Origin of the sequence: Kribbella sp. VKM Ac-2569 (assembly GCF_004216905.1) — a bacterium.
Classification (GTDB): domain Bacteria; phylum Actinomycetota; class Actinomycetes; order Propionibacteriales; family Kribbellaceae; genus Kribbella.
The window spans coordinates 483,998-505,461 of record NZ_SGXJ01000002.1 but is presented as its reverse complement, the minus strand read 5'-3'; the positions used below and the strand labels follow the sequence as shown (position 1 = coordinate 505,461).

Annotated in this window: 27 protein-coding genes; 8 read left to right on the top strand and 19 right to left on the bottom strand. The window is 68.3% G+C overall.

Translation table 11 applies throughout. The features are described 5' to 3' along the window. The first annotated feature begins 1 nt into the window (after window position 1). Entirely contained in the window at window positions 2-811 is an 810-nt protein-coding gene (locus tag EV649_RS15410) for a hypothetical protein (protein ID WP_130384129.1), read from the top strand. Here the strand turns inward: EV649_RS15410 and EV649_RS15405 are convergent. Both EV649_RS15405 and EV649_RS15400 read right to left on the bottom strand, forming a co-directional pair. Further along, window positions 753-1,541 carry an ATP-binding cassette domain-containing protein gene (locus EV649_RS15405; protein ID WP_130384128.1) on the bottom strand — a complete coding sequence of 263 codons (789 nt, stop codon included), beginning with the start codon at window positions 1,539-1,541 and terminating at the stop codon, window positions 753-755. The genes EV649_RS15410 and EV649_RS15405 overlap by 59 nt on opposite strands. Then, window positions 1,529-2,857, bottom strand: a complete 1,329-nt coding sequence (locus EV649_RS15400; RefSeq protein ID WP_241998240.1) for a 2-isopropylmalate synthase — start codon at window positions 2,855-2,857, stop codon at window positions 1,529-1,531. The genes EV649_RS15405 and EV649_RS15400 overlap by 13 nt, the downstream gene beginning before the upstream one ends. 185 nt (window positions 2,858-3,042) lie before the next feature. Between EV649_RS15400 and EV649_RS15395 the strand changes: the two genes are divergently transcribed. Continuing rightward, entirely contained in the window at window positions 3,043-3,711 is a 669-nt protein-coding gene (locus EV649_RS15395; RefSeq protein ID WP_241998238.1) for a FadR/GntR family transcriptional regulator, read from the top strand. Here the strand turns inward: EV649_RS15395 and EV649_RS15390 are convergent. From EV649_RS15390 to glpX, 3 genes are read right to left on the bottom strand one after another with little or no spacing between them, the layout of a single operon-like run. Then, entirely contained in the window at window positions 3,708-4,178 is a 471-nt protein-coding gene (locus EV649_RS15390) for a hypothetical protein (protein WP_130384126.1), read from the bottom strand. The two genes, EV649_RS15395 and EV649_RS15390, sit on opposite strands and share 4 nt — an antisense overlap. Before the next feature lie 2 nt (window positions 4,179-4,180). After that, complete coding sequence (locus EV649_RS15385; protein ID WP_130384125.1) at window positions 4,181-5,128, bottom strand: carbohydrate kinase; 948 nt, start codon at window positions 5,126-5,128, stop codon at window positions 4,181-4,183. Next, the gene (gene glpX / locus EV649_RS15380) at window positions 5,125-6,159 is read right to left on the bottom strand and encodes a class II fructose-bisphosphatase (protein ID WP_130384124.1); all 1,035 of its coding nucleotides are present in this window, start codon (window positions 6,157-6,159) and stop codon (window positions 5,125-5,127) included. The genes EV649_RS15385 and glpX overlap by 4 nt, the downstream gene beginning before the upstream one ends. 149 nt (window positions 6,160-6,308) lie before the next feature. Between glpX and EV649_RS15375 the strand changes: the two genes are divergently transcribed. Both EV649_RS15375 and EV649_RS15370 read left to right on the top strand, forming a co-directional pair. Further along, window positions 6,309-6,971 carry a DUF4245 domain-containing protein gene (locus EV649_RS15375; RefSeq protein WP_130384123.1) on the top strand — a complete coding sequence of 221 codons (663 nt, stop codon included), beginning with the start codon at window positions 6,309-6,311 and terminating at the stop codon, window positions 6,969-6,971. Between the two features lie 187 nt (window positions 6,972-7,158). After that, the gene (locus tag EV649_RS15370) at window positions 7,159-7,812 is read left to right on the top strand and encodes an NTP transferase domain-containing protein (RefSeq protein ID WP_130384122.1); all 654 of its coding nucleotides are present in this window, start codon (window positions 7,159-7,161) and stop codon (window positions 7,810-7,812) included. 169 nt (window positions 7,813-7,981) lie between these two features. On the opposite strand, the gene EV649_RS15365 is transcribed toward EV649_RS15370, so the two are convergent. Together EV649_RS15365 and EV649_RS15360 are read right to left on the bottom strand one after the other, a co-directional pair. After that, window positions 7,982-8,302: a multidrug efflux SMR transporter gene (locus EV649_RS15365; RefSeq protein WP_130384121.1), complete on the bottom strand. Its 321-nt coding sequence runs from the start codon at window positions 8,300-8,302 to the stop codon at window positions 7,982-7,984. Continuing rightward, a complete protein-coding gene (locus EV649_RS15360; RefSeq protein WP_130384120.1) occupies window positions 8,302-8,895 on the bottom strand; it encodes a flavodoxin domain-containing protein in 594 nt (197 codons plus the stop codon). The genes EV649_RS15365 and EV649_RS15360 overlap by 1 nt, the downstream gene beginning before the upstream one ends. Window positions 8,896-8,988: 93 nt before the next feature. Between EV649_RS15360 and EV649_RS15355 the strand changes: the two genes are divergently transcribed. Continuing rightward, entirely contained in the window at window positions 8,989-9,579 is a 591-nt protein-coding gene (locus EV649_RS15355) for a TetR/AcrR family transcriptional regulator (protein WP_241998236.1), read from the top strand. 86 nt (window positions 9,580-9,665) lie between these two features. Here EV649_RS15355 and EV649_RS15350 read toward each other — a convergent pair whose 3' ends face one another. The 5 genes from EV649_RS15350 to xseA all read right to left on the bottom strand — a co-directional run bounded on the left by EV649_RS15350 (window position 9,666) and on the right by xseA (window position 14,270). Further along, window positions 9,666-11,291 carry an SMI1/KNR4 family protein gene (locus tag EV649_RS15350; protein ID WP_130384118.1) on the bottom strand — a complete coding sequence of 542 codons (1,626 nt, stop codon included), beginning with the start codon at window positions 11,289-11,291 and terminating at the stop codon, window positions 9,666-9,668. Between the two features lie 4 nt (window positions 11,292-11,295). After that, window positions 11,296-12,219 carry a hypothetical protein gene (locus tag EV649_RS15345; protein WP_130384117.1) on the bottom strand — a complete coding sequence of 308 codons (924 nt, stop codon included), beginning with the start codon at window positions 12,217-12,219 and terminating at the stop codon, window positions 11,296-11,298. 103 nt (window positions 12,220-12,322) lie between these two features. After that, window positions 12,323-12,829, bottom strand: coding sequence for a GNAT family N-acetyltransferase (locus tag EV649_RS15340; RefSeq protein WP_130384116.1), 507 nt, complete (start codon window positions 12,827-12,829; stop codon window positions 12,323-12,325). A gap of 14 nt (window positions 12,830-12,843) precedes the next feature. Further along, window positions 12,844-13,038: an exodeoxyribonuclease VII small subunit gene (locus EV649_RS15335; RefSeq protein ID WP_130385041.1), complete on the bottom strand. Its 195-nt coding sequence runs from the start codon at window positions 13,036-13,038 to the stop codon at window positions 12,844-12,846. A 17-nt stretch (window positions 13,039-13,055) separates the two neighbouring features. Further along, complete coding sequence (gene xseA, locus EV649_RS15330; RefSeq protein ID WP_130384115.1) at window positions 13,056-14,270, bottom strand: exodeoxyribonuclease VII large subunit; 1,215 nt, start codon at window positions 14,268-14,270, stop codon at window positions 13,056-13,058. A gap of 45 nt (window positions 14,271-14,315) precedes the next feature. Here xseA and EV649_RS15325 point away from each other — a divergent pair, with 45 nt between their 5' ends. Together EV649_RS15325 and EV649_RS15320 are read left to right on the top strand one after the other, a co-directional pair. After that, window positions 14,316-14,813 carry an HAD domain-containing protein gene (locus EV649_RS15325; protein ID WP_130384114.1) on the top strand — a complete coding sequence of 166 codons (498 nt, stop codon included), beginning with the start codon at window positions 14,316-14,318 and terminating at the stop codon, window positions 14,811-14,813. 86 nt (window positions 14,814-14,899) lie between these two features. Next, window positions 14,900-15,940: a 4-hydroxy-3-methylbut-2-enyl diphosphate reductase gene (locus EV649_RS15320; RefSeq protein WP_130384113.1), complete on the top strand. Its 1,041-nt coding sequence runs from the start codon at window positions 14,900-14,902 to the stop codon at window positions 15,938-15,940. Here EV649_RS15320 and EV649_RS15315 read toward each other — a convergent pair. From EV649_RS15315 to EV649_RS15305, 3 genes are all read right to left on the bottom strand, one after another. Beyond that, the gene (locus EV649_RS15315) at window positions 15,933-16,667 is read right to left on the bottom strand and encodes a hypothetical protein (protein WP_130384112.1); all 735 of its coding nucleotides are present in this window, start codon (window positions 16,665-16,667) and stop codon (window positions 15,933-15,935) included. The genes EV649_RS15320 and EV649_RS15315 overlap by 8 nt on opposite strands. Window positions 16,668-16,670: 3 nt before the next feature. Next, window positions 16,671-17,189 carry a SigE family RNA polymerase sigma factor gene (locus tag EV649_RS15310; RefSeq protein ID WP_130384111.1) on the bottom strand — a complete coding sequence of 173 codons (519 nt, stop codon included), beginning with the start codon at window positions 17,187-17,189 and terminating at the stop codon, window positions 16,671-16,673. Between the two features lie 84 nt (window positions 17,190-17,273). Then, entirely contained in the window at window positions 17,274-17,636 is a 363-nt protein-coding gene (locus EV649_RS15305; RefSeq protein WP_130384110.1) for a helix-turn-helix domain-containing protein, read from the bottom strand. A 77-nt stretch (window positions 17,637-17,713) separates the two neighbouring features. Here EV649_RS15305 and EV649_RS15300 point away from each other — a divergent pair, with 77 nt between their 5' ends. Next, entirely contained in the window at window positions 17,714-18,322 is a 609-nt protein-coding gene (locus EV649_RS15300; protein WP_130384109.1) for an NAD(P)H-binding protein, read from the top strand. Here EV649_RS15300 and EV649_RS15295 read toward each other — a convergent pair. The 4 genes from EV649_RS15295 to EV649_RS15280 are packed head-to-tail and all read right to left on the bottom strand — an operon-like array spanning window position 18,306 to window position 21,455. Continuing rightward, complete coding sequence (locus EV649_RS15295; RefSeq protein ID WP_130384108.1) at window positions 18,306-19,427, bottom strand: aromatic ring-hydroxylating dioxygenase subunit alpha; 1,122 nt, start codon at window positions 19,425-19,427, stop codon at window positions 18,306-18,308. The two genes, EV649_RS15300 and EV649_RS15295, sit on opposite strands and share 17 nt — an antisense overlap. A gap of 7 nt (window positions 19,428-19,434) precedes the next feature. Next, window positions 19,435-19,884 (bottom strand): SRPBCC domain-containing protein, encoded by a 450-nt coding sequence (locus EV649_RS15290; RefSeq protein ID WP_130384107.1) that lies wholly within the window; start codon window positions 19,882-19,884, stop codon window positions 19,435-19,437. Beyond that, window positions 19,881-20,219 (bottom strand): metalloregulator ArsR/SmtB family transcription factor, encoded by a 339-nt coding sequence (locus EV649_RS15285; RefSeq protein ID WP_198682511.1) that lies wholly within the window; start codon window positions 20,217-20,219, stop codon window positions 19,881-19,883. Before EV649_RS15285 ends, EV649_RS15290 begins: the two co-directional genes overlap by 4 nt. Before the next feature lie 39 nt (window positions 20,220-20,258). Continuing rightward, window positions 20,259-21,455: a glycoside hydrolase family 64 protein gene (locus tag EV649_RS15280; RefSeq protein ID WP_241998234.1), complete on the bottom strand. Its 1,197-nt coding sequence runs from the start codon at window positions 21,453-21,455 to the stop codon at window positions 20,259-20,261. Between the last annotated feature and the right edge of the window lie 9 nt (window positions 21,456-21,464).

Genomic DNA, 21,464 nt, shown 5'->3' with positions numbered 1-21,464 from the left:
CATGGGTCGGCTTCGCGGGGTGCTCAGCTGGGCGTTCGTACGTGGTCCGGCGGCGGCGTACGAGCTGGCCGACTCCGGCTCGTCCCTGTTCGGCATCGGGGCCATCGTGGTCATGCTCCTTGTCGGTGCGCTCGGGGCTGGAGTCGGCGCTCTGGTCGGCCTCGTGGCGCACAGTTCGGTCGGCGACTCGGCGTTCGTCGGCGGGATGATCGGGCTCGGTGTGGTGGTGGCGTGGCTGGTGCTGATGGTGGTTGTCGTGGCTGTTCTCTGGGTCCGGGGCGTCAGCCCGGTGGAGACCGCGACCGGTGAGGGGCCGACCGGGCGGCACGCTGCCCATGCCTCCGGATGGCGGCGGCGCGGAGCACCGCTGGTGCCGGGCAGCCTGGTGGCGTTCTTCCTGCTGATCGCGATCCCGTTCGGGGCCTTGGGTCTGCACGCACGGAGTGTGGCGCGGCCGGCGGACGAGCCGACCGCGATCACCCATGGGACTGTGGTCGTCATCCATGAGCCCGGGTTGCTGGACAAGAGCTCCGGCACGGTGGACATCCGCTACTCCGTCGGCGGTGTCGACCACACGTTCGAGACCGATCGGGACCCCGGCGAGCACTTCTTCAGGCTCGGCGACGTCGTACCCGTCGAGTACGTGATCGCCGAGCCCGCGAAGGGTCGTGCGGTTTGGGCAGTCGAGTCGGCGCGGGACGACCGAGGGTTCTGGCTCTGGCTCGCCGGGATCTGCGCCGTACTCGGGCTGCTCAGCGGTGCTGGGTACCTCGTTGGGCGGTTGCGGTCCAGCGGCCGGCGTGGCGGTTGATCTCGATCGGATGGTCGAAGGTCGCCGAGATCAGTTCGGTGGTGACCACGTCGTCGACCGGGCCTGCGGACAGCACGCGTCCCTCGCGGAGGAGGGCGGCGTGAGTGGTGCAGGTGGGGAGCTCCTCCAAGTGATGGGTGACGAGGACCCATGCCAGGTGCGGGTGGCTCAGGTGGATCTGGTCGAGCGTCTCCAACAATTGCTCGCGTGCCGCCACGTCCAGACCGGTCGACGGCTCGTCCAGCAGAAGGAGCTGCGGGTCCGAGATCAGCGCCCGCGCGATCAGCGCCCGACCACGTTCGCCCTGGGACAGCGTGGTCCAGTGCGCGCCGGCCAGCCCGCCGATCCCGAGCAGCTCGATCAGCTCAGCAGCACGCCGTACCTGGTCGGCTGTCGGTTCCCAGCGCGGCATGCGCTCGATCGTCCCGGTGAGACCGGTCAGTACGACGTCCCGGATGCTCAGCGGCGACCGCAGCGGGTGGCGCGGATTCACGTGCCCGATGGACTCACGCAGGGTGCGAATGTCGACCGTACCGAGCCGGCGTCCGAGGATCTCGACCGTACCGCGGGTCGGATGCGTGACCGCGCCGCACAACCCGAGCAGCGTGCTCTTCCCAGCGCCGTTCGGCCCGAGCAGCGCCCACCGCTCACCCCCGCCCGCGGTCAGCGACACCCCGGACAGCAACGCCTTGCCGTCCCGGACGAAGTCGACGTCCTTCAGTTCGAGCACCCGTAAACCTCCTCGTACAACGCCTTCAACTCCTCCGCACTCGCTTCCCGCCCGGTCGCGTCGGTACGCCGTTGCACGTGCCCCGCGAACTCCCGCTCCTGTTCCGGAGAAAGCCGAATGCCGTACACAGACTCCAGCACATGCGCGATCCCGCCCTTACCGGACTGGCTGTTCACCCGTACGACGGCCTCGTACCCACGCCCCACATCCGCCGGATCGATCGGCAGATAAGGCACTTCCCAGACACCAGGACCCTGTACGGCGAACCCCTTCCGGATCGCGTCCTGATGGGTCCCCGAGAAGGCGGTGTAGACGAGCTCCCCGACGTACGGATGCCGTGGATGGATCGGCATCCGCGTGCAGTACTCGACCACTTCGCGGATCCCGTCGATGTCCGAGAAGTCGATCATCGGGTCGACGCCCTGCGCGTGCAGGTTGAGCGCGAGAGTGGCGATGTCGACGTTGCCGGTGCGTTCGCCGTTGCCGAAGACGCAGCCCTCGACGCGCTGCGCTCCCGCTAGCACTGCTAGCTCCGCGCAGGCGATCCCTGTACCGCGGTCGTTGTGCGGATGCACCGACAGGATGACGCCGTCGCGGCGCGGCAGGTTCTGGTGCATGTACTCGATCTGGTCGGCGTACACGTTCGGTGTCGCCGCCTCGATCGTCGCGGGCAGGTTCAGGATCACCGGTCGCTCCGGCGTCGCGTCCCACTGCTTGGTGAGGCGATCCGCCAGCTCGAGCACGTAGTCCGGCTCGGTCAGGTTGTAGACCTCGGGCGAGAACTGGAACCGCACCGAGTCCCCGGCCAGCCGCAGGATCTCCTCGGAGCCGGCGTAGATCATCTCCGCGAGTTCGTCCCGGGTACGACGCAGTACGACGTCCCGCCATACCGGCGCGGTCGCGGCGTACATGTGGATCACCACGTCGCCCCGCATGCCGGCGACCGACTCCACGGTCCGCTCGATCAGGTCGGGGCGGGCCGGCGTGAACACCACGATCGTGACGTCGTCCGGGACCAGATCAGACGTGGCGAGGAGTCGCACGAAGTCGAAGTCGGTCTGGGACGCGGACGGGTAGCCGACCTCGATCTCTTTGTAGCCGATGGCAACCATCAGCTCGAAGAACCGGCGCTTACGTTCGGGGTCCATCGGGTCGGCCAGCGCCTGGTTGCCGTCCCGGAGGTCGACCGGCACCCAGAGCGGCGCCTGCGAGATCCGGCGGTCCGGCCAGGTGCGGTCGACGGGTGCGACCGGGACCCTGTCGAAGATGTCGCGGTAGCGATGGCTGGGCATGGGGGACGGCTGCTGACGATTCATGACGGGTGGTCCTTCCGAGGAGCGGGGAGGACCGGCGGACGACTGCACTCCACGGAGGGAGCGCCGGTCGAATCAGCTCCCGCCGTGGCGGCCAAGAAGGAGGAGACCCGGGAGCAAGCGCATGCCGAGCACCGTATCAACTCCTCAGACAAGCTGACAACCTGATCACCTCTAGAATGTCCGTCATGATTCGCCGTCATCCGCTCGCCGAGCAGGCAGCCGAGGAGTTGCTGCGCCGGATCGGGAGCGGTGAATGGGTCCTCGGCGCCAAGCTCCCCGGTGAGACCACGCTGGCCGCGCAGCTCGGCGTCGGCCGGTCCACGATCCGCGAGGCCGTGCGGGAACTGGCCGGCCGGCGGGTGCTGGAGAGTCGCCAGGGCGCGGGCGTGTTCGTGATCGCGCTACAGGCCGCCGAGGACTGGGACAAGGTGCTGCGGAAGGCGGACATCACCGACGTACTGGAAGGCCGGCTGGCGATCGAGACCGAGGGCGCGCGGCTCGCGGCGACCCGTCGTACGCCGGCGGACCTGAAGAACTTCCGCTACACGCTCTCGGACCGTCAACGGGCTGCCGTGAACGCGCCCGACGACTGGTACATCGAGGCCGATCTCGCGTTCCATCGCGCGGTGGTGACGGCCGCGCACAACGCCGTACTCACGGAACTGTTCGACACGTTCGTGCCGCGGATCCGGCGGGCGATGATGGACATGCTCAAGCTCGACGAGGAGCACCGGCATCGCCACGACCAGGCCGCCCACGAGGCGATCGCGGACGCCATCCGCGCCAAGGACCCGGAGCTGGCCGCGGCCCGCTCCCGTGAGCACCTCAGCGCAGTACGCAGCTTGGTGAACTAGCCCCGGTGCTGCTCGTGGAGTGAGCGCAGCCAGGGCGCGAGCGCTTCCAGGTCCCCGACATGATCCTGCGGAATCGAGATCGGCCGCGTACGGCGGTCCGCCGGGTTGATCTGTACCGCACGAGCCAGCGGCCAGCCGGCGGGCTCGTCGATACTGGTGATGCCCGACCACTGCAGGCTGCGGCCCCGGGTGACGCCCTCGGCGTCCACCGTGATGACCGGGCGGTTCGTGATCAGCTGCCACGCGGTCCAGCCGGTGCCGTAGACGAACGCCGCCAGGGCTGTCAGCCGCAGTACGCCGAGTGCGCCCGACACCCCGTCCGCGCGCAGATGCTCGACGTTCGTCCAGGCCGACAGCACCATCAGCAAGCCGAATCCGGCCAGCCGCACCGCGAGCCTGCTGCGGCGCGGCCGGAAGTCCACGCTGCCGTTGGACTCCAGTTCGGAGGTCCAGGTTTCGGCAGACACCCTCAGGAACCCCATTTCTCCGTGTGCTCGGCCGCGGTCGGCGGGTCGGCGCCGTGGCGGGTGCAGGTGATCGCCGCCGCCTTCACCGCGTAGTCCACGACGTCCCGCAGGTCCTCGGAGGTCAATCCGGCCAGCCGCCGCTCGCCGAGCAACCCGCGCGCCAGCAGGCCCGTGATCAGCGCCGCCATCAGCGAGTCGCCGGCCCCCACGGTGTCGACCACCTCGATCACCGGCGCCGGAACCTCTACCCGGACGTCCCGGCCGACGCCGAGCGCGCCGTGGCCGCCGCGCGTGATCACCACGCACTGCGTCCGGTCGGCGGTCAGCAGCTCCTCCGCGATGTCGTCGAGCGACACTCCGGGCCGGAAGAACTCGCAGTCCTCGTCGCTCAACTTCACCAGGTCCGACAGGGCGGCGAGCTCCCGAACGGCGGACCATGCCACCACCGGATCGGGGGTGATCGCCGGCCGCGCATTCGGGTCGAGCGTGACCGTCACCGGCTGATCGGCTACCGACTTCAGGAACTCGCGGATCGCGGTCGCCCCGGGCTCGAGCATCATCGCGATCGACCCGGTGTGGATCGCCGGGCAGCCCCGGGTCAGGGACAGTTCCGGCGGATCCCAGGTCATGTCGAACTTGTACGTCGCCACCCCGTCGGAATCCAGGGTCGCGGTGGCGGTGCTGGTCCGGGACCCGGGGTCCACCGTGCCGGGCGCGAGCTGGACGCCGTTCCCGAACAGGTGCGAGCCGAGCAGATCGCCGTACGGATCGGTGCCGAAGCGGGCTACCAGCTCGGTCGGCACACCCATCCGAGCCAGGCCGACCGCGACGTTGGCGGCGAACCCGCCCGGGATCGCCTTGGACTTGCCGTTGCCGTTGCGGGTGGTCTTCGCCGCCGGAGCGACGATGTCCACGAGAGCCTCGCCGATGACGAGGACAGGTGTACTCATCGGGCGTGCTCGAAGTCGATGGCGGAGTAGGCGCGGAGCTTCTCCAGTTGGTGGACGCTCTCGATGGAGCGGATCGTGCCGCTGCGGGAGCGCATGACGAGCGAGTGGGTGCGGGCCGTGGAGCGGCCGTAGCGGACCCCGCGGAGCAGTTCGCCGTCGGTGATGCCGGTCGCGACGAAGAAGCAGTCGTCGCCGCTCACCAGGTCGTCGGTGTCGAGCACCTGGCCCAGGTCGTGCCCGGCGTCGAGCGCCTTCTGCCGCTCCGCCTCGTCCCGCGGCCAGAGCTTGCCCTGGATCTTCCCGCCCAGGCACTTCATCGCGCAGGCGGCGATGATGCCTTCCGGCGTACCGCCGATGCCGAGCAACATGTCCAGACCGGTGTCCGGGCGGGCCGCCTCGACCGCGCCCGCCACGTCGCCGTCGGAGATGAACTTGATCCGCGCGCCGGTGGCCCGGATCTGGGTGGCGAGCTCGTCGTGCCGCGGCCGGTCGAGCAGTACGACGGTGACGTCGTCGACCGAGCTGCCCTTCGCCTTCGCGACCCGGCGGATGTTCTCCGCGACCGGGAGCCGGATGTCGACCACCTCGGCTGCCTCCGGGCCGACGACGAGCTTCTCCATGTAGAAGACCGCGGACGGGTCGTACATCGAGTTCCGCGCGGAGACGGCCATCACCGCGATGCCGTTGTTCATGCCTTTCGCGACCAGCGTCGTACCGTCGACCGGGTCGACCGCGACGTCACACTCCGGGCCCTCGCCGGAGCCGACCTGCTCGCCGTTGTACAGCATCGGGGCGTTGTCCTTCTCGCCCTCCCCGATCACCACCACGCCGTCCATACCGACAGTGCCGATCAGCGTACGCATCGCGTTCACCGCCGCGCCGTCGGCACCGTTCTTGTCGCCGCGGCCGACCCAGCGGCCCGCCGCCATCGCCGCGGCCTCGGTGACCCGGACCAGTTCGAGGGCGAGGTTCCGGTCGGGCGCGTGCGCATCGACCTCCAAGTGGGCAGGTGGCGTGGTCGGGTCGCTCATGCTTCCGCCTCGCTGGCGCTCGGCTCCAGCATGAGCGACAAGGTCGGCTCTGCTTTTGTTCGCTCGCTGCGCTCGCTCATGCCAACGGATCGTAGCCAACGCCTGTGGCCGCTGTTCGGGCGGATTGCACCTCGCGAGACACTGTCGTCATGAGTTCGACAGGTCAGGACGCTTCCGACGAGGCTGCAGCCCAGGAGAAGGCTGACGTGAAGGCTGATGCGAAGGCTGACGTGAAGGCGCGGGAGCGGGCGCAGGTTCAGGCGGAGGCGAACGAGTACCGCCAGGCGTACCGGCGGGACAAGCGGAAGTCGCAGACCGTCGGGAACATGGTGTTCGCGCTGGTGATCTGTCTCGCCGTGGTCGCGTTCCTGATCACCGTCACGTGGCGGCCGAAGAAGGAGGCGGCGCCCAACCCGGTCGAGTACACCGCCCAGTTGGAGGACGCCCGGAAGGCCGCCGCCTGGGTCCGCGGGCCGGAGCCGATGCCGTCCGGGTGGACCGCGACCAGCGTGGAATTCCGCACTCCGCAGCAGGAGCCGATCACCTGGCATCTCGGGGTCGTGACGAACGAGAAGAAATACGTCGGCCTCGAGCAGTCGAATGTCAGCGGCGGAAAATACGTCGCCGACAAGCTCGGCCGGACGTCCGACGACGGTACGGCGTCGGTCGGCGGCGTGACCTGGCAACGCAAGGTGCTGCTCGACCGGAAGAACGAGAACGCCTTGCTCCTGGTGGGTTCCGGAGTGACGACGATCGTCGCCGGAAATGCCGGATATCCGGCGCTTGAAGCGTTCGCTTCGGTACTGCGCTGATATTTGCGCTGACCTGCGGTAACCAGCGGACTGCCCATTTTCCGGTCAATTCCGACCACTTTCCGGACGGTCGTTGACACGTGCCCTCGGCAAGGGGTTCGATCGAGGCTCGGCTTGCGTACGCTCGGGGACCAGCAGAAGGGTCGTCGAATGGTCGCGCCGTCCCGGGCAGGGAGTTGACCCGCAAATGTTCATCACGGGGCTTTTGCTGGGCGCAGACAGCTCACCGCATCTCGGATCTCCCTGGCAGTTGCTGGCCTATCAGGGCGGCACATTGCTCGGCGCTGCCCTGGAGAGCGCGCGGGAATGCTCGTTCGACCAGTTGGTCGTGACGCTCGGCAGCGCGTCGGAGCAGGTCCACGACCGGATCAATCTCGACGGGGTGCGGGTGGTCGAGTCACCGCATTCCGACACCGGTAGTTCGTCGATCGTGCCGGCCCTGGACGCGGTCGACCGGCGTGCCGACGGGATCGTCGTACTGCTCGGTGATCAGCCCGGGATCACGTCGGCCACCGTCTGGTCGCTCGTCGCCGAGGCTTCCACGCCGATCGGCGTCAGCCGGTACGACGACGGCGAGAGCTACCCGTGCTGGTTCGGCCGGGAGCTCTTCGGCGAACTGCGGGGTCTCCGCAGCGACGCCGACCTCTGGGACCCGATCCACGAAGGCGCCCACCCCGTCACCCGAGTAGATGCCATCGGCAACATCCCGCCCCGGGCCACCACCTGGTCCGCCTACCACCAACTCCTGGCCGGCGGACCCACCCTCACCAACGACCTCCCCCTGGACACCCACCTCCCCACCGGCCCCCGCACCCGCCGCCGACGCCGCACCACCAGCTGACCCCCTCCAGCTTCCGCACTTGCTGGGTTGACCAGCCAATTTCGTGGGTGAGCCAGGCAAATTGGGGGTTTGTGACCGGCTATCAGGGTGTGGAACCCAGCATTTCGCTGGCTTACCCAGCAAATGAGGTGTGTGAGGGGACGTGGGGGACGCGACGAGATGCAGTGGGTCAGTCGGCGCCGGCCAGGCGGAGGCCTACTACGCCGGTGACGATCAGGGCGATGCAGGCGAGGCGGGTCGGGGTGATCGGCTCGTGGAACAGGACGATGCCGAGGATGACCACGCCGACCGAGCCGATGCCGGTCCAGATCGCGTACGCCGTACCGACCGGGAGGCGATCGAGTGTCTTCGCGAGCAGGGCGACCGAGATCACGCCGAACACGAGGACGCCGAGCGTCGGCCACAGCCGGCTGAAGCCCTCGCTCGGTTTCAGGCTGAGCGCGAACGCGATCTCGAACGCCGCCGCGGCGAGCAGGATGAGCCATGCCATCAGGCCGCCAGTGCTCCTCTCAGATGCCGGTGCGTGACGGTCGCGACCCGCGCGCCGAGCGCGGCCGCGGTGCGCAGGTCGGTGGCCGGCGGCGCCTTCTCCGCGGACAGGTCCGCGTCGGACTGCGCCATCGCGCCGAGCCAGCTGCCGAGCCGGTTGAGGTCCTCGATGCTCGCGGTGCTGTCCGCCCAGCCCGGGTAGATGTCCAGGCCGACCCAGATCATCCCGTGCTGCGCGGCGAACACAGCCAGGTCGACCAGGCTGTTCAGCTTGTCGCCGGACATCGCCTTCGAGTTGGTGAACCCGGCCGCGATCTTGTCCCGCCAGCCGAGATCGGCCGCCCAGATCCGCACGCTCTCCTCAGCGAATTTCTTGAACACCCAACTCGGGCTCCCCATGTACGTCGGTGCGCCGAAGATGATCGCGTCGGCAGCTGTCAGCCGCTCCCACACGTCCTCGGTGAGCTCGTCCAGCGGCACCAGATCGGTCGTGGTCCCCGGTACCGACGCGGCGCCCGCGGCCACCGCTTCGGCCTGCTTCGCGGTGTGCCCGTAGCCCGAGTGGTAGGCGATCGCGATCCGAGCGTTGCTCATGTCTGCTTCCTCCAGAGTCTTTAGCGGACTACAGTCCGTCTTATGAACGACAGTACCGGACCGCGGTCCGCTTTACAACGGAGTCTGCCGGTCGTGGGGGAGCCGCGGCCGGAGCGGGCGGATGCGCGACGCAATCGGCTACGTGTTCTGGAGGCCGCCGAGCGGCTGTTCACCGAGCGGGGCGTGAAGAACGTCTCGCTGGATGCGATCGCCGCGGAGGCGGGCGTGGGGAAGGGGACCGTGTTCCGCCGATTCGGTGATCGCGCCGGCCTCGCGGTCGCGCTGCTCGACGAGCGCGAGCAGGAACTGCAGGCGAAGATCATCAGCGGGCCGCCGCCTCTGGGGCCGGGAGCGCCACCCGTCGTACGGGTGCTGGCGTTCCTCGACGCGTACCTCGACCTACTCGATCGGCACGTCGCCCTGTTCATGGACAGCGAGAACGCCTCGGACGGCGCGCGCTACCGCATCGGCTCGTACCACCTCTGGCACCGCCACCTGTCCCACCTGATCGAAGCCACACGCCCCGAACTGGACGCCGACTACACAGCCCACGTGTTGCTAGCACCGCTAGCAGCCGACCTACACAACGCCCTCCGAGAGCAGGGCTACAACCTCACCCGAATGAAGGCTGGCCTCCAAGCAACAGCAACAAGCCTGCTGTCCGGTGTGCACAAGGACAGGTAGTGCACCGGTGAGACGCCGTACGCGTGGACCCCGCCACGCTCAGGTGCACTAGGGGAGGCTCTGGTACCTCCTGTTCTTATGCACACCTACGGCTTGAATTTGCCTTTGATTGTGAGGATGTCGCTTGCCTGGCCGGTCAGGTTCTCTGCCCATTCGAGGGCGTCGGCCATCGTTGGGCGGCGGGTCTTCTCGTAGGCCTTGTCGAAGGACCAGTAGAACTTTCGTTCTCGCGGTGGCTCCTCGGCGAGTTCGGCGACTGCCAGTGACGCGGGCAGCGGCTGGGCGGCCAGGAACTCTTGCCACTGTGGGCGCAGCATTCGCAGGTAGCGCAGGTTGGTCAGCTGACCCAACGCGGACACATCGGCGGCAGGCGCGTCGGTCAGGTCGAGGGTGTGCAGGTTCGGACAGGACGCGAGCGGTCGCAGATCAACCGGCTTCGCGCTGCGCAGGACAACCCGGCCGATGGTCGGATGCCCATGCAGACCGGACAGGTCAATCGTGTCGGTCGCGAGCGACAACACCTCGACCGACGTCTCCTGCAGCGGTGAGAGGTCGAGCCCCGCGCAGTTGTGGATCGAGAACTTCACCAGCGCCGGCGCCTCACGTACCGCTCCGAGATCGACCCAAGGCGCGTCGTGCACCAGCAACTCACGCGTCTCCGCGGTCAGCCCGCGGACCGGTCCCGCATCCCGACCACTGACAGTAAGTCGGCAAACGTCGTCGTACCGGCGCTGGTGGTGGTAGGCATCGCCTGAGTTGATCCACAGTTGGCCGTCCTCGTCGTGCTCGATCCGGTCGGAGCGCAGCGCGTCCGCGTGGGAGCGGATCAGTTCGGTCACCGACTCCGCGACGTAGATCGGACCCGCGTCCTGGTGGCGTCCGATCAGGATCACCTGACCGGGCCGCCCGTTCGGCCCGGGCGCCATGTCAACGGCGAGGTAGTCGCCAAACGTGTCGGTGGCGAACGGAATCCAGCCCCGATGATCGCCCACCCGTCGGATCGCCGCCGGCGGCCCGAACTCGGTCACGAACGAGTTGTGGACAAAGCGCCGCCACCCGCGGGTCACCCACCAGTGGTCCGAGCTCAGCTCCTCCAGCATCTCCAGGCCGAACCACGCGAAGCCGTGGAACTGCACATGCCCGCCGCCGCCGTCGGCAACGGCGTACAACGCACTGAGGTCGTTCGGCAGAGTGAAGTCGAGATCCCACTCCTCCAGCGGCGGTGGAAGATCCGGCTTGTCAGGCAGCTCCAGCACCGCATGTAGGCGTTGTTGGTATTCGTTGAGCAGGGCAACCGCTTCGGCGGGATCCCCGACCTCGCCAGCGGTAGAAGCCGGCACACCAACCTCAGGCGGCTCGGACTGCGGGTCTAGGAGATACCGGAAGCCGCGGCCGTCCGTGCGATCGAGCCGCTCGCTCAGAATCGCGCGAAAACGGCCGCGGGCTTCCAGTTCAAGATCGATCGTGAGGTGCTCCGTTGCCCCCAGCAACGTATGCAGGGCGCACAGACTCGGGTGGACGTCGATGTCGTTCGCGCCGTACTCGTTCAGGTCGTCCGGCAGGAAGCGGAAACCACGATGCCCGGACGAACCTTCCCCGAGCGCATACCCGTGTAGTTCGGCGCGCCTCCACCCCCGCGGGGCGGCGCCGGCGATCAACTCGGCCAGGTCGGTCAGTACGGCGGCCGCGGCGTCCTCACGATCTTTGTGCACCCAACTAGCCCCGGTTGCCCAGGATCGCCAGCGCGAGCTCGTGCTGCTCCTGCGTCGGCGGCCGTGTCCACGTGTACCCGGAGCGCCCGTCCTCCAGCATCTGCGCCATCACGACGGACAGTACGTCGCGTGGTTCGGCGTACTGCATCTCCGGCCGCGCGTCGTTGTAGTGCTTCACGACGCGGTCGAAGCAGAAGATCAACGTGTTGATGTACTTGCTCTTCTCCGCCTCGGCCCGGTCGTGCGCCGCGACGTACTCCGGGTTCTCCGGCTTCATGACCTCGCGCATGACGTCCAGCCGGTTGTTCAGCTCGGCCTGCGGGCCGGAGACGGCGTACGCGTCCTCGTACATCTGGGCCACATGCTCAGGGCTCTTGGCAAGGACGCCCATCGTCACGAAGCCCTTGTCCTCGTCCGCGTACCCGCCGGCGAACTCGTGGTCCACACCCTGCGCGTGCGTCGCGGACATGATCGCGTCGGTGAAGGCGTACTTGTCCATGCCGTCGACCTGCTCGACGCCCTCGCCCATCCACTCGTCGTCGTAGTAGAGGATGCCGTCGGTCTCGCCGTCGGCGGCGTCCGTCATCAACTGCTGTACGGCGCCTGCCGGATCCTGTACGGCGGCCGGCCCCATCGCGGCGAACCGCTCGGTCATCCAGAACAGCGAGATCAGCATCATCGGGCCGTACACCCGCAGGATGCCCTCCTCGCGCATCGGGTAGCAGCCGCGCTCGTCGTCGTACGCCTCGAGGCCGGCCATGAACGCCTTCTCCTGCTCCGGCGTCAGCGTGAGCTCCCACGCCCACTTCTGCTCGGCGTGGAACTTGTAGAAGTCCTCGCCCTTCAGCGGATCGCGGATCTTCAGGAACCAGAAGACGAAACCGGCGAGCCCGAGGACGAGTACGCCGATCACGATGAGCGCGATCATTGTTGGTAAAACCTCCACATGATGAACCAGATCTAGGAAAGTGGTTCACCGTAGTGATGGATCAGGTCACCATCGGAGGAATCGTTCCGGCTTTGCGGAACCTTCACACCAGGGCTGTGGTCAGCCTGATCTCGGGGAGGTTGCCGAGCGAGGAGTAGGTGCGGTCGGGCGTTTCTGTGAAGCCGTAGCGGGTGTAGAAGCGGCGCGCGCGGATGTTTGCCTCGAGCACCCATAGGCAGACTGTGGTGCAGCCGGCATCGCGAAGGTCGGTGCAGGCGGCGTCGGTCAGGGCGCGGCCGGCGCCGGTTCCCCAGTGGTCGGGGTGGACGAAGAGCGCGTACAGCTCGCCTGTGTTCGGTGGGGCAGCCTCATCACGCTCCGGCCCGACACCGGCGTACCCGATCACCTGCTCGCCCGCGACTGCGACGTACAGCCGTGACCGTCCGGCCGCGATGCTGTCCGCCCAGGAGGTCGCGATCGAGGCCGGATCCATCGCGTCCAGGAAGTCCTGGGGGACGAGGCCCGTGAACGCCGCTCGCCAGCTGGCTACGCGAGCTTCGGCGGCGCCGAGCAGATCCTCCGGGCGCGCCGGCCGAGTCGGGACGGACATCGGTTCGGCGGTGGTCAGTCGGTCTTCTCTTCGTGGGCAGCCTGGGCCTTGGTGAGGCGTTCGCGGGCGCCGTCCAGCCAGCGTTGGCAGGTGCCGGCGAGTTCTTCGCCGCGTTCCCACAGTGCGAGGGATTCCTCGAGGCTGGTGCCGCCGGCTTCGAGTTTGCGGACCACGTCGACGAGCTCCTCGCGGGCCTGCTCGTAGGTCATCTCCGGTCGGTCGCCGCTCACTTGTCCTCCTCGGACTTGACTTCGACCGCGAAGCGGCCGTCACTGACCCGCGCCTGCAGCAGGTCACCCGGCGCCACCTGCGCCACTTCCCGTACGGCGGTGCCGTCGGCCAACTGCAGCACGGAGTACCCGCGCTCCAGCGTCGCCTTCGGGGACAACGCGCGCACGCTCGCCAACCGGTGCGCGAGGTCGTCGCTCGCCCGGTCGAGTCGATGCGTGAGCGTCCGCCGATTGCGCTCGACCAGCGCGTTGATCTCGTCGGACCGCCGCTGCAAGTCTGACACCGGCGCCGCGAGTGCCGGCCGCGAGCGGATCGCCGCCAGCGCGTGCGCCTCGCGATCCAGCCAGGACCGGATCGCCCGGAGGCCGCGCTCGCGCAACTGCCGCACGCCGTCGAGTTCTTCGCGGACGTCCGGCACGATCCGCTTCGCCGCGTCGGTCGGTGTCGACGCCCGGAGGTCCGCGACCAGGTCGAGCAGCGGCGAGTCCGGCTCGTGCCCGATCGCGCTCACCACCGGCGTACCCGTCTTCGACACCGCCCGGATCAGGCCCTCGTCGGAGAACGGCAGCAGATCCTCCAGCGACCCGCCGCCGCGTGCGATCACGATCACCTCGACCGAGTCGTCCGCGTCCAACTTCCGCAGCGCGGTCATCACCTCGCCGGCCGCCGACGGGCCCTGCACCGACGCGTACTCGATCCGGAACGCGACCGCCGGCCAGCGCCGCTTCGCGTTCTCCAGTACGTCGCGCTCGGCCGCCGAGTCCCGCCCGCAGATCAGCCCGATCGTGTGCGGAAGGAACGGCAGCTTCTTCTTCCGGTACGGCTCGAACAGGCCCTCGGCCGCGAGCAGTTGCTTGAGCCGCTCGATCCGGGCCAGCAGCTCACCGATCCCGACGTGGCGGATCTCGTTGACTGCGAGCGCGAGCGTGCCGCGGCGGGCGAAGAAGTTCGGCTTGGCGTGCACCAGCACCCGCGAGCCGTCGCGGACCTCGACCGCCTCGAACACCCGCCGGTTGCAGGTGAACCGCAACGAGATGTCCGCGTCGGTGTCGCGCAGCGTGCCGAAGACCGTCGTCGTACCGCGCCCGATCGAGACGTCCGTCAGCTGCCCCTCGACCCACACGGCACCGAGCTGATTGATCCAGCTCGCGATCCCGTTCGCGATCGTCCGCACGGCCGCAGGCGCTTCCGGCGAGGTCTCCAAAGCCACCCCCAGACCCTACGACCCCACACCGACATTCCCTAACGTTGAGTAATGCGCCCACTCCTGCTGCTGGATTTCGACGGTCCGCTCAACCCGCATCAGGCCGAGGGGGTCCCGCCGGGGTACGAGCGGCGCGAGATCACTGAAGGTGCGAAGACCTGGCGGGTTCTGCTCAATCCGCTGCACGGGGCGGAGCTCAACGCGCTCGCGGACAGTTTCGACCTGGTGTGGGCCAGTAGTTGGGAGCACGGCGCCAATCGCCTGCTCGGGCCATTACTCGGTCTGCCTGAGCTGCCGACGATCCTCTGGCCCGATCGCACGCCGGTACGCCGGGGTTCCTGGAAGGCGCCGTACGTCGCGGACTGGGTCGGCGATCGTCCGTTCGCGTGGGTTGACGACGAGGTGGGGGAGATCGAGCGAGACCGCTTCCCGGAGGCATTGATCCTTCCGGTCGACGCGCGGGTCGGCCTGACCGATCGGCATTTCGGCGTACTGCGGGAGTGGGTCCGAAAACCCTTTGCACACAAAGAGTTTCCAGGCGATTCTTGAACAGCAGGTACACCTCCCGCGGAGGAGCCGTCCGGATAGGGCGGACGGCTCCCCAGTGACCCTGCTCACAAATCACGGCCCGTACCATGGGTGATGTGACTTCTCAGCCTGACGACACCGGTGCGACGACCGCGACGAAGACGAAGCGGGTGCTGCTTGCGGCGCCCCGTGGGTACTGCGCGGGTGTCGACCGGGCCGTGGTGGCGGTGGAGAAGGCGCTCGACCTGTACGGGCCGCCGGTCTACGTGCGCAAGGAGATCGTGCACAACAAGTACGTCGTACAGACGCTGCAGAAGCGTGGTGCGATCTTCGTCGACGAGACCGACGAGGTGCCCGAGGGTGAGACGGTCATCTTCTCCGCGCACGGTGTCGCCCCGGTGGTGCACGAGGAGGCGGCCGCGCGGCAGTTGAAGACCATCGACGCGACCTGCCCGCTGGTCACCAAGGTGCACCACGAGGCGAAGCGGTTCGCCGCGACCGACTACGACATCCTGCTGATCGGCCACGAGGGCCACGAGGAGGTCATCGGAACCTCCGGCGAGGCCCCGGAGCACGTGACGCTCGTCGACGGTCCGGACGACGTACCGAACGTCACTGTCCGTGATCCCGAGAAGGTCGTCTGGCTGTCCCAGACCACGCTGTCGGTCGACGAGACGATGGAGACGGTACGGCGCCTGCGCGAGCGGTTCCCGCACCTGCAGGACCCGCCGAGCGACGACATCTGCTACGCCACCCAGAACCGCCAGGCCGCGGTCAAGAAGCTGGCCCCGGAGGCCGACCTGATGATCGTGGTCGGTTCCCGGAACTCGTCGAACTCGGTGCGCCTGGTCGAGGTCGCGGTCGAGCACGGCGCGAAGGCCGGTTACCTGGTCGACTACGCCGACGAGATCGACGAGGCCTGGCTGGACGGCGTCGGCTCGGTCGGTGTCAGTAGCGGCGCGAGCGTGCCGGAGGTGCTGGTCCGCGACGTCCTGCGCTTCCTGGCCGAGCGCGGGTACGGCGACGTACAGGAAGTCACGACCGCGGAGGAGAGCCTGACGTTCGCCCTCCCCCGCGACCTCCGCACCGACCTGAAGGCCGCCGGCCTCCCCACCACCGGCACCTCCGACCACGCCTGGACTATCTGACCGTCACCTTCGCGGTCTTGGTGATCGTGAACGCGCTGTTCTTGGCGTTGCAGTACCGCACTTCGTAGCGCAGTGCGTACGTGCCCGGCTGCGCGTAGGTGTGCGTCTCGATCGAGTACGTCTCGCGACCGGTCTTCCGCGTCGTGCCTCCACACCCTGGCGAACCGCCGTCCGAACCGCCCTGCGCGCCGTCGCCCCAGTAGTAGTTGGTTCCTCCGGAGAGGTTGAGGAACGAGGTGTCGGCGGGCAGGTTCCGTCCGTCGACCGTGGGAACGATGACGGTGCCGGAGAGCGTCACCTTTACCGAGACCGTGCGGCCGGTGACGGTCGGCTTGAGTACGACGTCGACCGCAATCGGCCGAACCGGCGGAGGCGTGGTCTTGGTGCCTCCCGTTGTCGTCGTGCCGGTCGTCGTCCCGGTCGTGGTGCTGGTCGCGCCGGTCGAGGTCGGTGGCGTCGTCGACGTACTACTGGTCGGCGGACCGGTGACGATCGTCACCGGTGCACTCGGGGTGTTGGTGACGGGCGGGCTGCTGTTGATGTCAGTGAGGTTGCCCGCGGCAACGGCGACGGCGACCACCGCGGCCGCGGCCAGGGTCAGTGCGCCGGCGGTACGACGGCGCCGGGCCGTCCTGACCCGGGCGAACACGGACTCACTCGGCACCGCACTGGGCGGCGGCGGGTCCGCGACGAGGCGCTCGAACTGCTGCTTGAGATCATCGGTCATGGGTCAGCCCTCCTTCTGGGCCGGAGCGGAAACGGTCGTGACCAGGTGGTGCTCGCGGAGTTTGGCCAGTCCGCGTGAGACGTTCGACTTCACGGTGCCGACCGAGCAGCCCATGATCTGCGCGATCTCGGCCTCCGGAAGGTCCTCGAAGTACCGCAGGACCAGCGTCGCGCGCGTCCTGCGGGGGAGTCCGGCGAGTGCCCGCAGCAACAGGTCACGGTCGTCGACCGAGCCGTACTGCTCGCGTGCCGGCGGCTCCGGCAACTGCTCGGTCGGCGTTTCCCCACGCCACTTCCGGCGCCACCACTGCGTGCTGGTGTTCACCATCACGGTCCGCGTATAGCTCTCCAGCGCGCTGCTGCTGCGCAACGAGTTCCGGTGGAACCACACCTTCGTCAGTGCGGTTTGCACCAGGTCCTCGGCCAGGTGCCATTCACCGGTCAGCAGGTAGCCGAACCTCTGCAGCGCGGTGAACCGCCCGTCCACGAATTCGGCGAATTCGTGGTCGCGTCCTGGATCCATTCCAAACCCCCATCTCGCTCACCTCGGTCAGCCTTGAGATGGCGTGACCCGCTGGAAAGGTTGAGCGCGGTGAGCAGGATGATCTCAGGCGAATTCGTCGTACGCCGCCTGGGCTTTGGTGATTGCGGGCACGTGGGTTTCGGCCCAGTCGGTGATCACGCTGATCGGCTCGATCAGGGACCCGCCCATCGGGGTCAGGGTGTAGACGACCCGCGGTGGGATCTCCGGGAAGATCTCGCGGGTGATCAGGCCGTCGCGCTCCATCCGGCGCAGGGTCTGGGTGAGGACCTTGGGTGCGACCCGGCCGATGCCGTCGCGGAGCTCGGTGAAGCGGAGCGGGCCGCTGCGCAGGCTCAGCACGACGAGCACCGTCCACTTGTCGCCGATCCGGTCCAGGATCGTGCGGGTCGGGCAGTTCGGGTCGAAGGCGTTGCCTTTGGTTACCACAAGGTACTTATAGCACGTTGAAGTAGCCAGTTACCAATGGATACCGTCGAGGTCAGGTCAACAGACAAGGAGCAGAGATGAAGATCGCGGTGTTCGGCGCGAGTGGGATGGTCGGCAGCCGGGTGGTGGCCGAGGCGGTGAGTCGCGGGCATGAGGTGGCCGGCGTGACGCGCTCCGGCGGTCAGCTGCCGGACGGCGTCCGCGCGGTGCAGGGGAGCGCGAACGACGTCGCGGCGGCCAAGGAGCTGGCGGCGGACTCGGACGTGCTGGTCGCGGCGATCGGGCCGAGCCGGACCGGCGGCGACCACCAGGAGTACCTGGACGCGGTCGACAACCTGATCTCCGCGGTGCGGGGGACGGCGACCCGGCTGTTCGTGGTCGGCGGCGCCGGCAGCCTGGTTGTCAACGGCAACCGGGTGGTGGACGGCCCGGAGTTCCCGGCCGAGTACAAGAACGAGTCGCTGACCGTCTCGCAGGCGCTCGAGAACCTGCGCGCGAGCGACGTGACCTGGACGATGCTGTCCCCGGCCTTCGTGATCGCCCCCGGCGAGCGCACCGGCGTCTTCCGCCTGGGCCAGGACGAGCCCGTCGGCGACCACATCTCCGCCGAGGACTACGCGGTAGCCCTGATCAACGAGGCGGAAACCCCCGCCCACAACGGCCGCCGCTTCACGCTGGGCTACTGAGGGATTTGCCGAGGTAGCCGCGGGCGAGCATGGTCACCCACTGGTAGACGGCGTCCTCGGCGGGCGCCAGTGGGCCGGGGCGGAAGTGCGGGGACTCGGCGCCGCGTTGGACCGACTCGCAGGCGGCCCAGTCCTCGCGGTTCGTGATGTCCCAGAACTCCACGGCGTACGACGGGTCCGTCACCTCGGGCCGGAAGTACCAGGAGCACTCGATCGCAGTCAGGCCCGGTGCGCGCGGCTCGAGGCGATGGGTCATCACGTAGTCGGGGTGCAGCGAGATCAGCAGGTTCGGAAACAGGCCGAGGTAGTTGACCTGCCGCGGGTCGACGCCAGCGATCGGGACCCCGAGCGACCGGCCGTCGAGCGACATCGTCTCGGCGTCCGGTCGCAGGTCCATCAGCCCGCCGACCCACGCGCCGGGCAGGTTCCAGTTGTCGCCCGAGGTCGGCGGTGACACCTTGCACAGCTCGGGATGGATCAGCGGGCAGTGGTAGCACTCGTGGTAGTTCTCCACGATCGTTTTCCAGTTCGCCGCCACGTCGTACGCATGCCGCGCCTTCAGCACAAGGGTCTCCGGCGCGTACGGCGCGACGAGGTCGGTGATCCCGCCGACATGCTCCTCGAACGACGCCGCCGTACCGGTCGCATTCACGAACAGCCAGCCGTGCCACACCTCGACCGGCAGTTCGACGAGCCCGTACGGCGACGTGTCGAAGGACTCGCCCATCCGCGGGGCCGCCTTTACCGACCCGTCGAGCTCGTACGACCACCCGTGGTACGGGCACACCACGGCTCGCCGGTCGCTCGTCTCGTCCCGCCGGAGCAGCTCGTGACCGCGATGCCGGCACGTGTTCGCGAACGCCCGCGGTACGTCGCCGAACGTGATGACGGTCGCGATGTCGCCGACGGTCACCTCGCGGTACGTCGTACCGTCCGACAGTTCGTCGACGCGGCCGAGGCACGTCCAGGTGCCGGCGAAGAAGTGCCGGCGCTCCCAGGCGAGCACCTCCGGATCGACGTACGCCGCCCGCGGCAGCATGACCGATTCACCATGCGGCCGCAGCGATGCTTCCAGGGCACGCGCGTCAACAGGAGGATTCGCCATTCACCAACTATCGGGCGTGTTCGACGTACTTGCCCAGCACGTAGTCCCAACCCGTGTCGTAGCTGAGGCGGGCCCGGCCGCCGTCGCCGCGGTTCTCCCAGCCGGAGTGCACGAGCTGGACCTGTGTGCCACCGTCCGTGGCGTCGAACGTCACCGTGACCTGCCCGGCTTCCGACGGATCCTGGCCGGGGTGCCAGCTGAAGCTCAGCGACTTCGGCGGATCCCAGTCCGACAGGGTGCCCCAGGTGGCGATCTCGCCGTCCGCGCCGTACTCGACAATGCGTCCGCCGACGGCGCCCTCCAGCCGGACCGCGTTCGCCGCCGCCGCGCCGACCGAGTGGCTGAACAGCGGCCACCACGCCGACGTCTCCGCGGTGAACGCCTCGAACGCCCGGTCGACCCCGACAGGTACGACGACGGTCTTCACCAACGGCGAGATGTCTTGTTCCACAGTCATTTCCGTTCCTCCTCGGTCCGCCGGACGTGGTCGGCGTACGCCTGCAACGCGTCGCCCCAGAACTGGTCGAGCCAGCTGCGCAGCTCGCCGAGACCCGCCTGATGGACCCGGTAGATGTTCCGGGTCCCGCGCGACTCGTGCTGCACCAGACCGACCGCGCCGAGCACCTTCAGGTGCTGCGAGATCGCGGGCCGGCTGACGGGCACGCGCTCGGCCAGTACACCGACCGAGCACGGCCCGCCAGTACGCAGCGTCTCGAGGATCACCCGGCGCGTCGGGTCGCCGAGCGCGTCCAGCACCGGTCCGGCAGCTTCGAGTGATCCGTAAGTTCCCACGAACGGTAAGTTGCCACTAACGGACTCAGGAGTCAAGGGTCAGTTGAACGGATCGAGGATCAGTCCGGCCTGCTGCGGGTTCCCGTCGTGGACGAGCGCCTCGTGGTTGCCGACGTCGTCGAAGGCGAACCCGTACGCGTGGCCGTCGGCCATCTGGGAGTGGATGATCTTCGAGTACTGGTTGGTGACCGCGTCCTGGTAGAAGTTCGCGTCGTTCGCGTCCGGCTGGTTGGGGTTCGTCAGTAGCGTGGAGCGGTTGTAGCCGGCGCAGAGGGTGCGGGAGATCGGCCCGCGGACCTGGTCGTTCGGTGCGTCGAGCAACTTGAAGCAGCCGAACACGCTGGCCGAGTCGGGCTTCTGGAACGACGTGACGACCGCACCGGAGCTGTTCGTGAAGTTCATGACGCCGCCGGACACGCGGCCGAAGTACTTGGTGTCCGGCTGGTCGCCGAACGGCGTGACCGTCAGGGTCTCCGAGCTGTACTTCGACCACACGCGGTTGATGTAGTCGTCCATCACGCTCGCCGGGATCGCCCCGGTCTCGACGCCGAACAGCGGGGAGAGCGCGCGCAGGACCGAGCCGTCGGGCGCCGTCTGGATCAGGCCGCCCCAACCCCGGGGAGCGTTGCGGAGACCGTCATACACGGCGTTGTAGCCGCCGGGCTTGAGGTGGCCGGTGGTCTTCGTGGAACCGTCCCCGGCCTTCACGCTCACGGCGTACGGCGCCGAGACCATGTCGACCTGCGTGCTGTTGATCCACAGGCCGCTGTCGTTGAGCGTGTACTCCGACCAGTGGAACAGGATGTTCCGGTTCGGATCGCTCGGGTTCTGTACGGCGGGTTGCACGAGGCCGCCCGTGGTGAGCTTGAAGACGAGCTTCTGGCCGTAGGAGAAGTAGACGCGGCCGGAGAACTTCGGCATCTGGATCGTGACGGACTGCCCGTTGGCGGGTCCGGCAATAGACGCGTCAGGCGCCGGGGTCGGCGGGTTGCCGCCGGCCGGCCAGGCGTGGAACGTGCCCGAGGCGTCGGCCCAGCCCTGCTGCCCGGTGGCCAGGTTCGTGCCCAGGTTGTAGATGTAGACCGGGTCGCCACGACCCGAGTTGTTCGTGATCGTCAGCGGAATCGTCGCCGGTACGGCTGCGTCGGCCGACCGCTCCGGGGCCGCCGACAGCACGCCGGCCACAGCCACCGCAGCCGCGACGACACCCAGCACTCTGGTTCTGAATCGCATCATTTCTCCTCA

What these genes read in the sequence shown, in the direction of transcription:
- EV649_RS15300 (WP_130384109.1), top strand. Translation starts at nt 17,714, where the DNA reads ATGAAGATCGCGGTGTTCGGCGCGAGTGGGATGGTCGGCAGCCGGGTG.
- EV649_RS15315 (WP_130384112.1), bottom strand. Translation starts at nt 16,667, where the DNA reads ATGACCGATGATCTCAAGCAGCAGTTCGAGCGCCTCGTCGCGGACCCG.
- EV649_RS15370 (WP_130384122.1), top strand. Translation starts at nt 7,159, where the DNA reads ATGTTCATCACGGGGCTTTTGCTGGGCGCAGACAGCTCACCGCATCTC.
- EV649_RS15320 (WP_130384113.1), top strand. Translation starts at nt 14,900, where the DNA reads ATGGGTGATGTGACTTCTCAGCCTGACGACACCGGTGCGACGACCGCG.
- EV649_RS15280 (WP_241998234.1), bottom strand. Translation starts at nt 21,455, where the DNA reads ATGATGCGATTCAGAACCAGAGTGCTGGGTGTCGTCGCGGCTGCGGTG.
- EV649_RS15295 (WP_130384108.1), bottom strand. Translation starts at nt 19,427, where the DNA reads ATGGCGAATCCTCCTGTTGACGCGCGTGCCCTGGAAGCATCGCTGCGG.
- EV649_RS15360 (WP_130384120.1), bottom strand. Translation starts at nt 8,895, where the DNA reads ATGAGCAACGCTCGGATCGCGATCGCCTACCACTCGGGCTACGGGCAC.
- EV649_RS15335 (WP_130385041.1), bottom strand. Translation starts at nt 13,038, where the DNA reads ATGACCTACGAGCAGGCCCGCGAGGAGCTCGTCGACGTGGTCCGCAAA.
- glpX (WP_130384124.1), bottom strand. Translation starts at nt 6,159, where the DNA reads ATGAGCGACCCGACCACGCCACCTGCCCACTTGGAGGTCGATGCGCAC.
- EV649_RS15325 (WP_130384114.1), top strand. Translation starts at nt 14,316, where the DNA reads ATGCGCCCACTCCTGCTGCTGGATTTCGACGGTCCGCTCAACCCGCAT.
- EV649_RS15345 (WP_130384117.1), bottom strand. Translation starts at nt 12,219, where the DNA reads ATGATCGCGCTCATCGTGATCGGCGTACTCGTCCTCGGGCTCGCCGGT.
- EV649_RS15290 (WP_130384107.1), bottom strand. Translation starts at nt 19,884, where the DNA reads ATGACTGTGGAACAAGACATCTCGCCGTTGGTGAAGACCGTCGTCGTA.
- EV649_RS15340 (WP_130384116.1), bottom strand. Translation starts at nt 12,829, where the DNA reads ATGTCCGTCCCGACTCGGCCGGCGCGCCCGGAGGATCTGCTCGGCGCC.
- EV649_RS15400 (WP_241998240.1), bottom strand. Translation starts at nt 2,857, where the DNA reads ATGAATCGTCAGCAGCCGTCCCCCATGCCCAGCCATCGCTACCGCGAC.
- EV649_RS15375 (WP_130384123.1), top strand. Translation starts at nt 6,309, where the DNA reads ATGAGTTCGACAGGTCAGGACGCTTCCGACGAGGCTGCAGCCCAGGAG.
- EV649_RS15395 (WP_241998238.1), top strand. Translation starts at nt 3,043, where the DNA reads ATGATTCGCCGTCATCCGCTCGCCGAGCAGGCAGCCGAGGAGTTGCTG.
- EV649_RS15410 (WP_130384129.1), top strand. Translation starts at nt 2, where the DNA reads ATGGGTCGGCTTCGCGGGGTGCTCAGCTGGGCGTTCGTACGTGGTCCG.
- EV649_RS15385 (WP_130384125.1), bottom strand. Translation starts at nt 5,128, where the DNA reads ATGAGTACACCTGTCCTCGTCATCGGCGAGGCTCTCGTGGACATCGTC.
- EV649_RS15365 (WP_130384121.1), bottom strand. Translation starts at nt 8,302, where the DNA reads ATGGCATGGCTCATCCTGCTCGCCGCGGCGGCGTTCGAGATCGCGTTC.
- EV649_RS15310 (WP_130384111.1), bottom strand. Translation starts at nt 17,189, where the DNA reads ATGGATCCAGGACGCGACCACGAATTCGCCGAATTCGTGGACGGGCGG.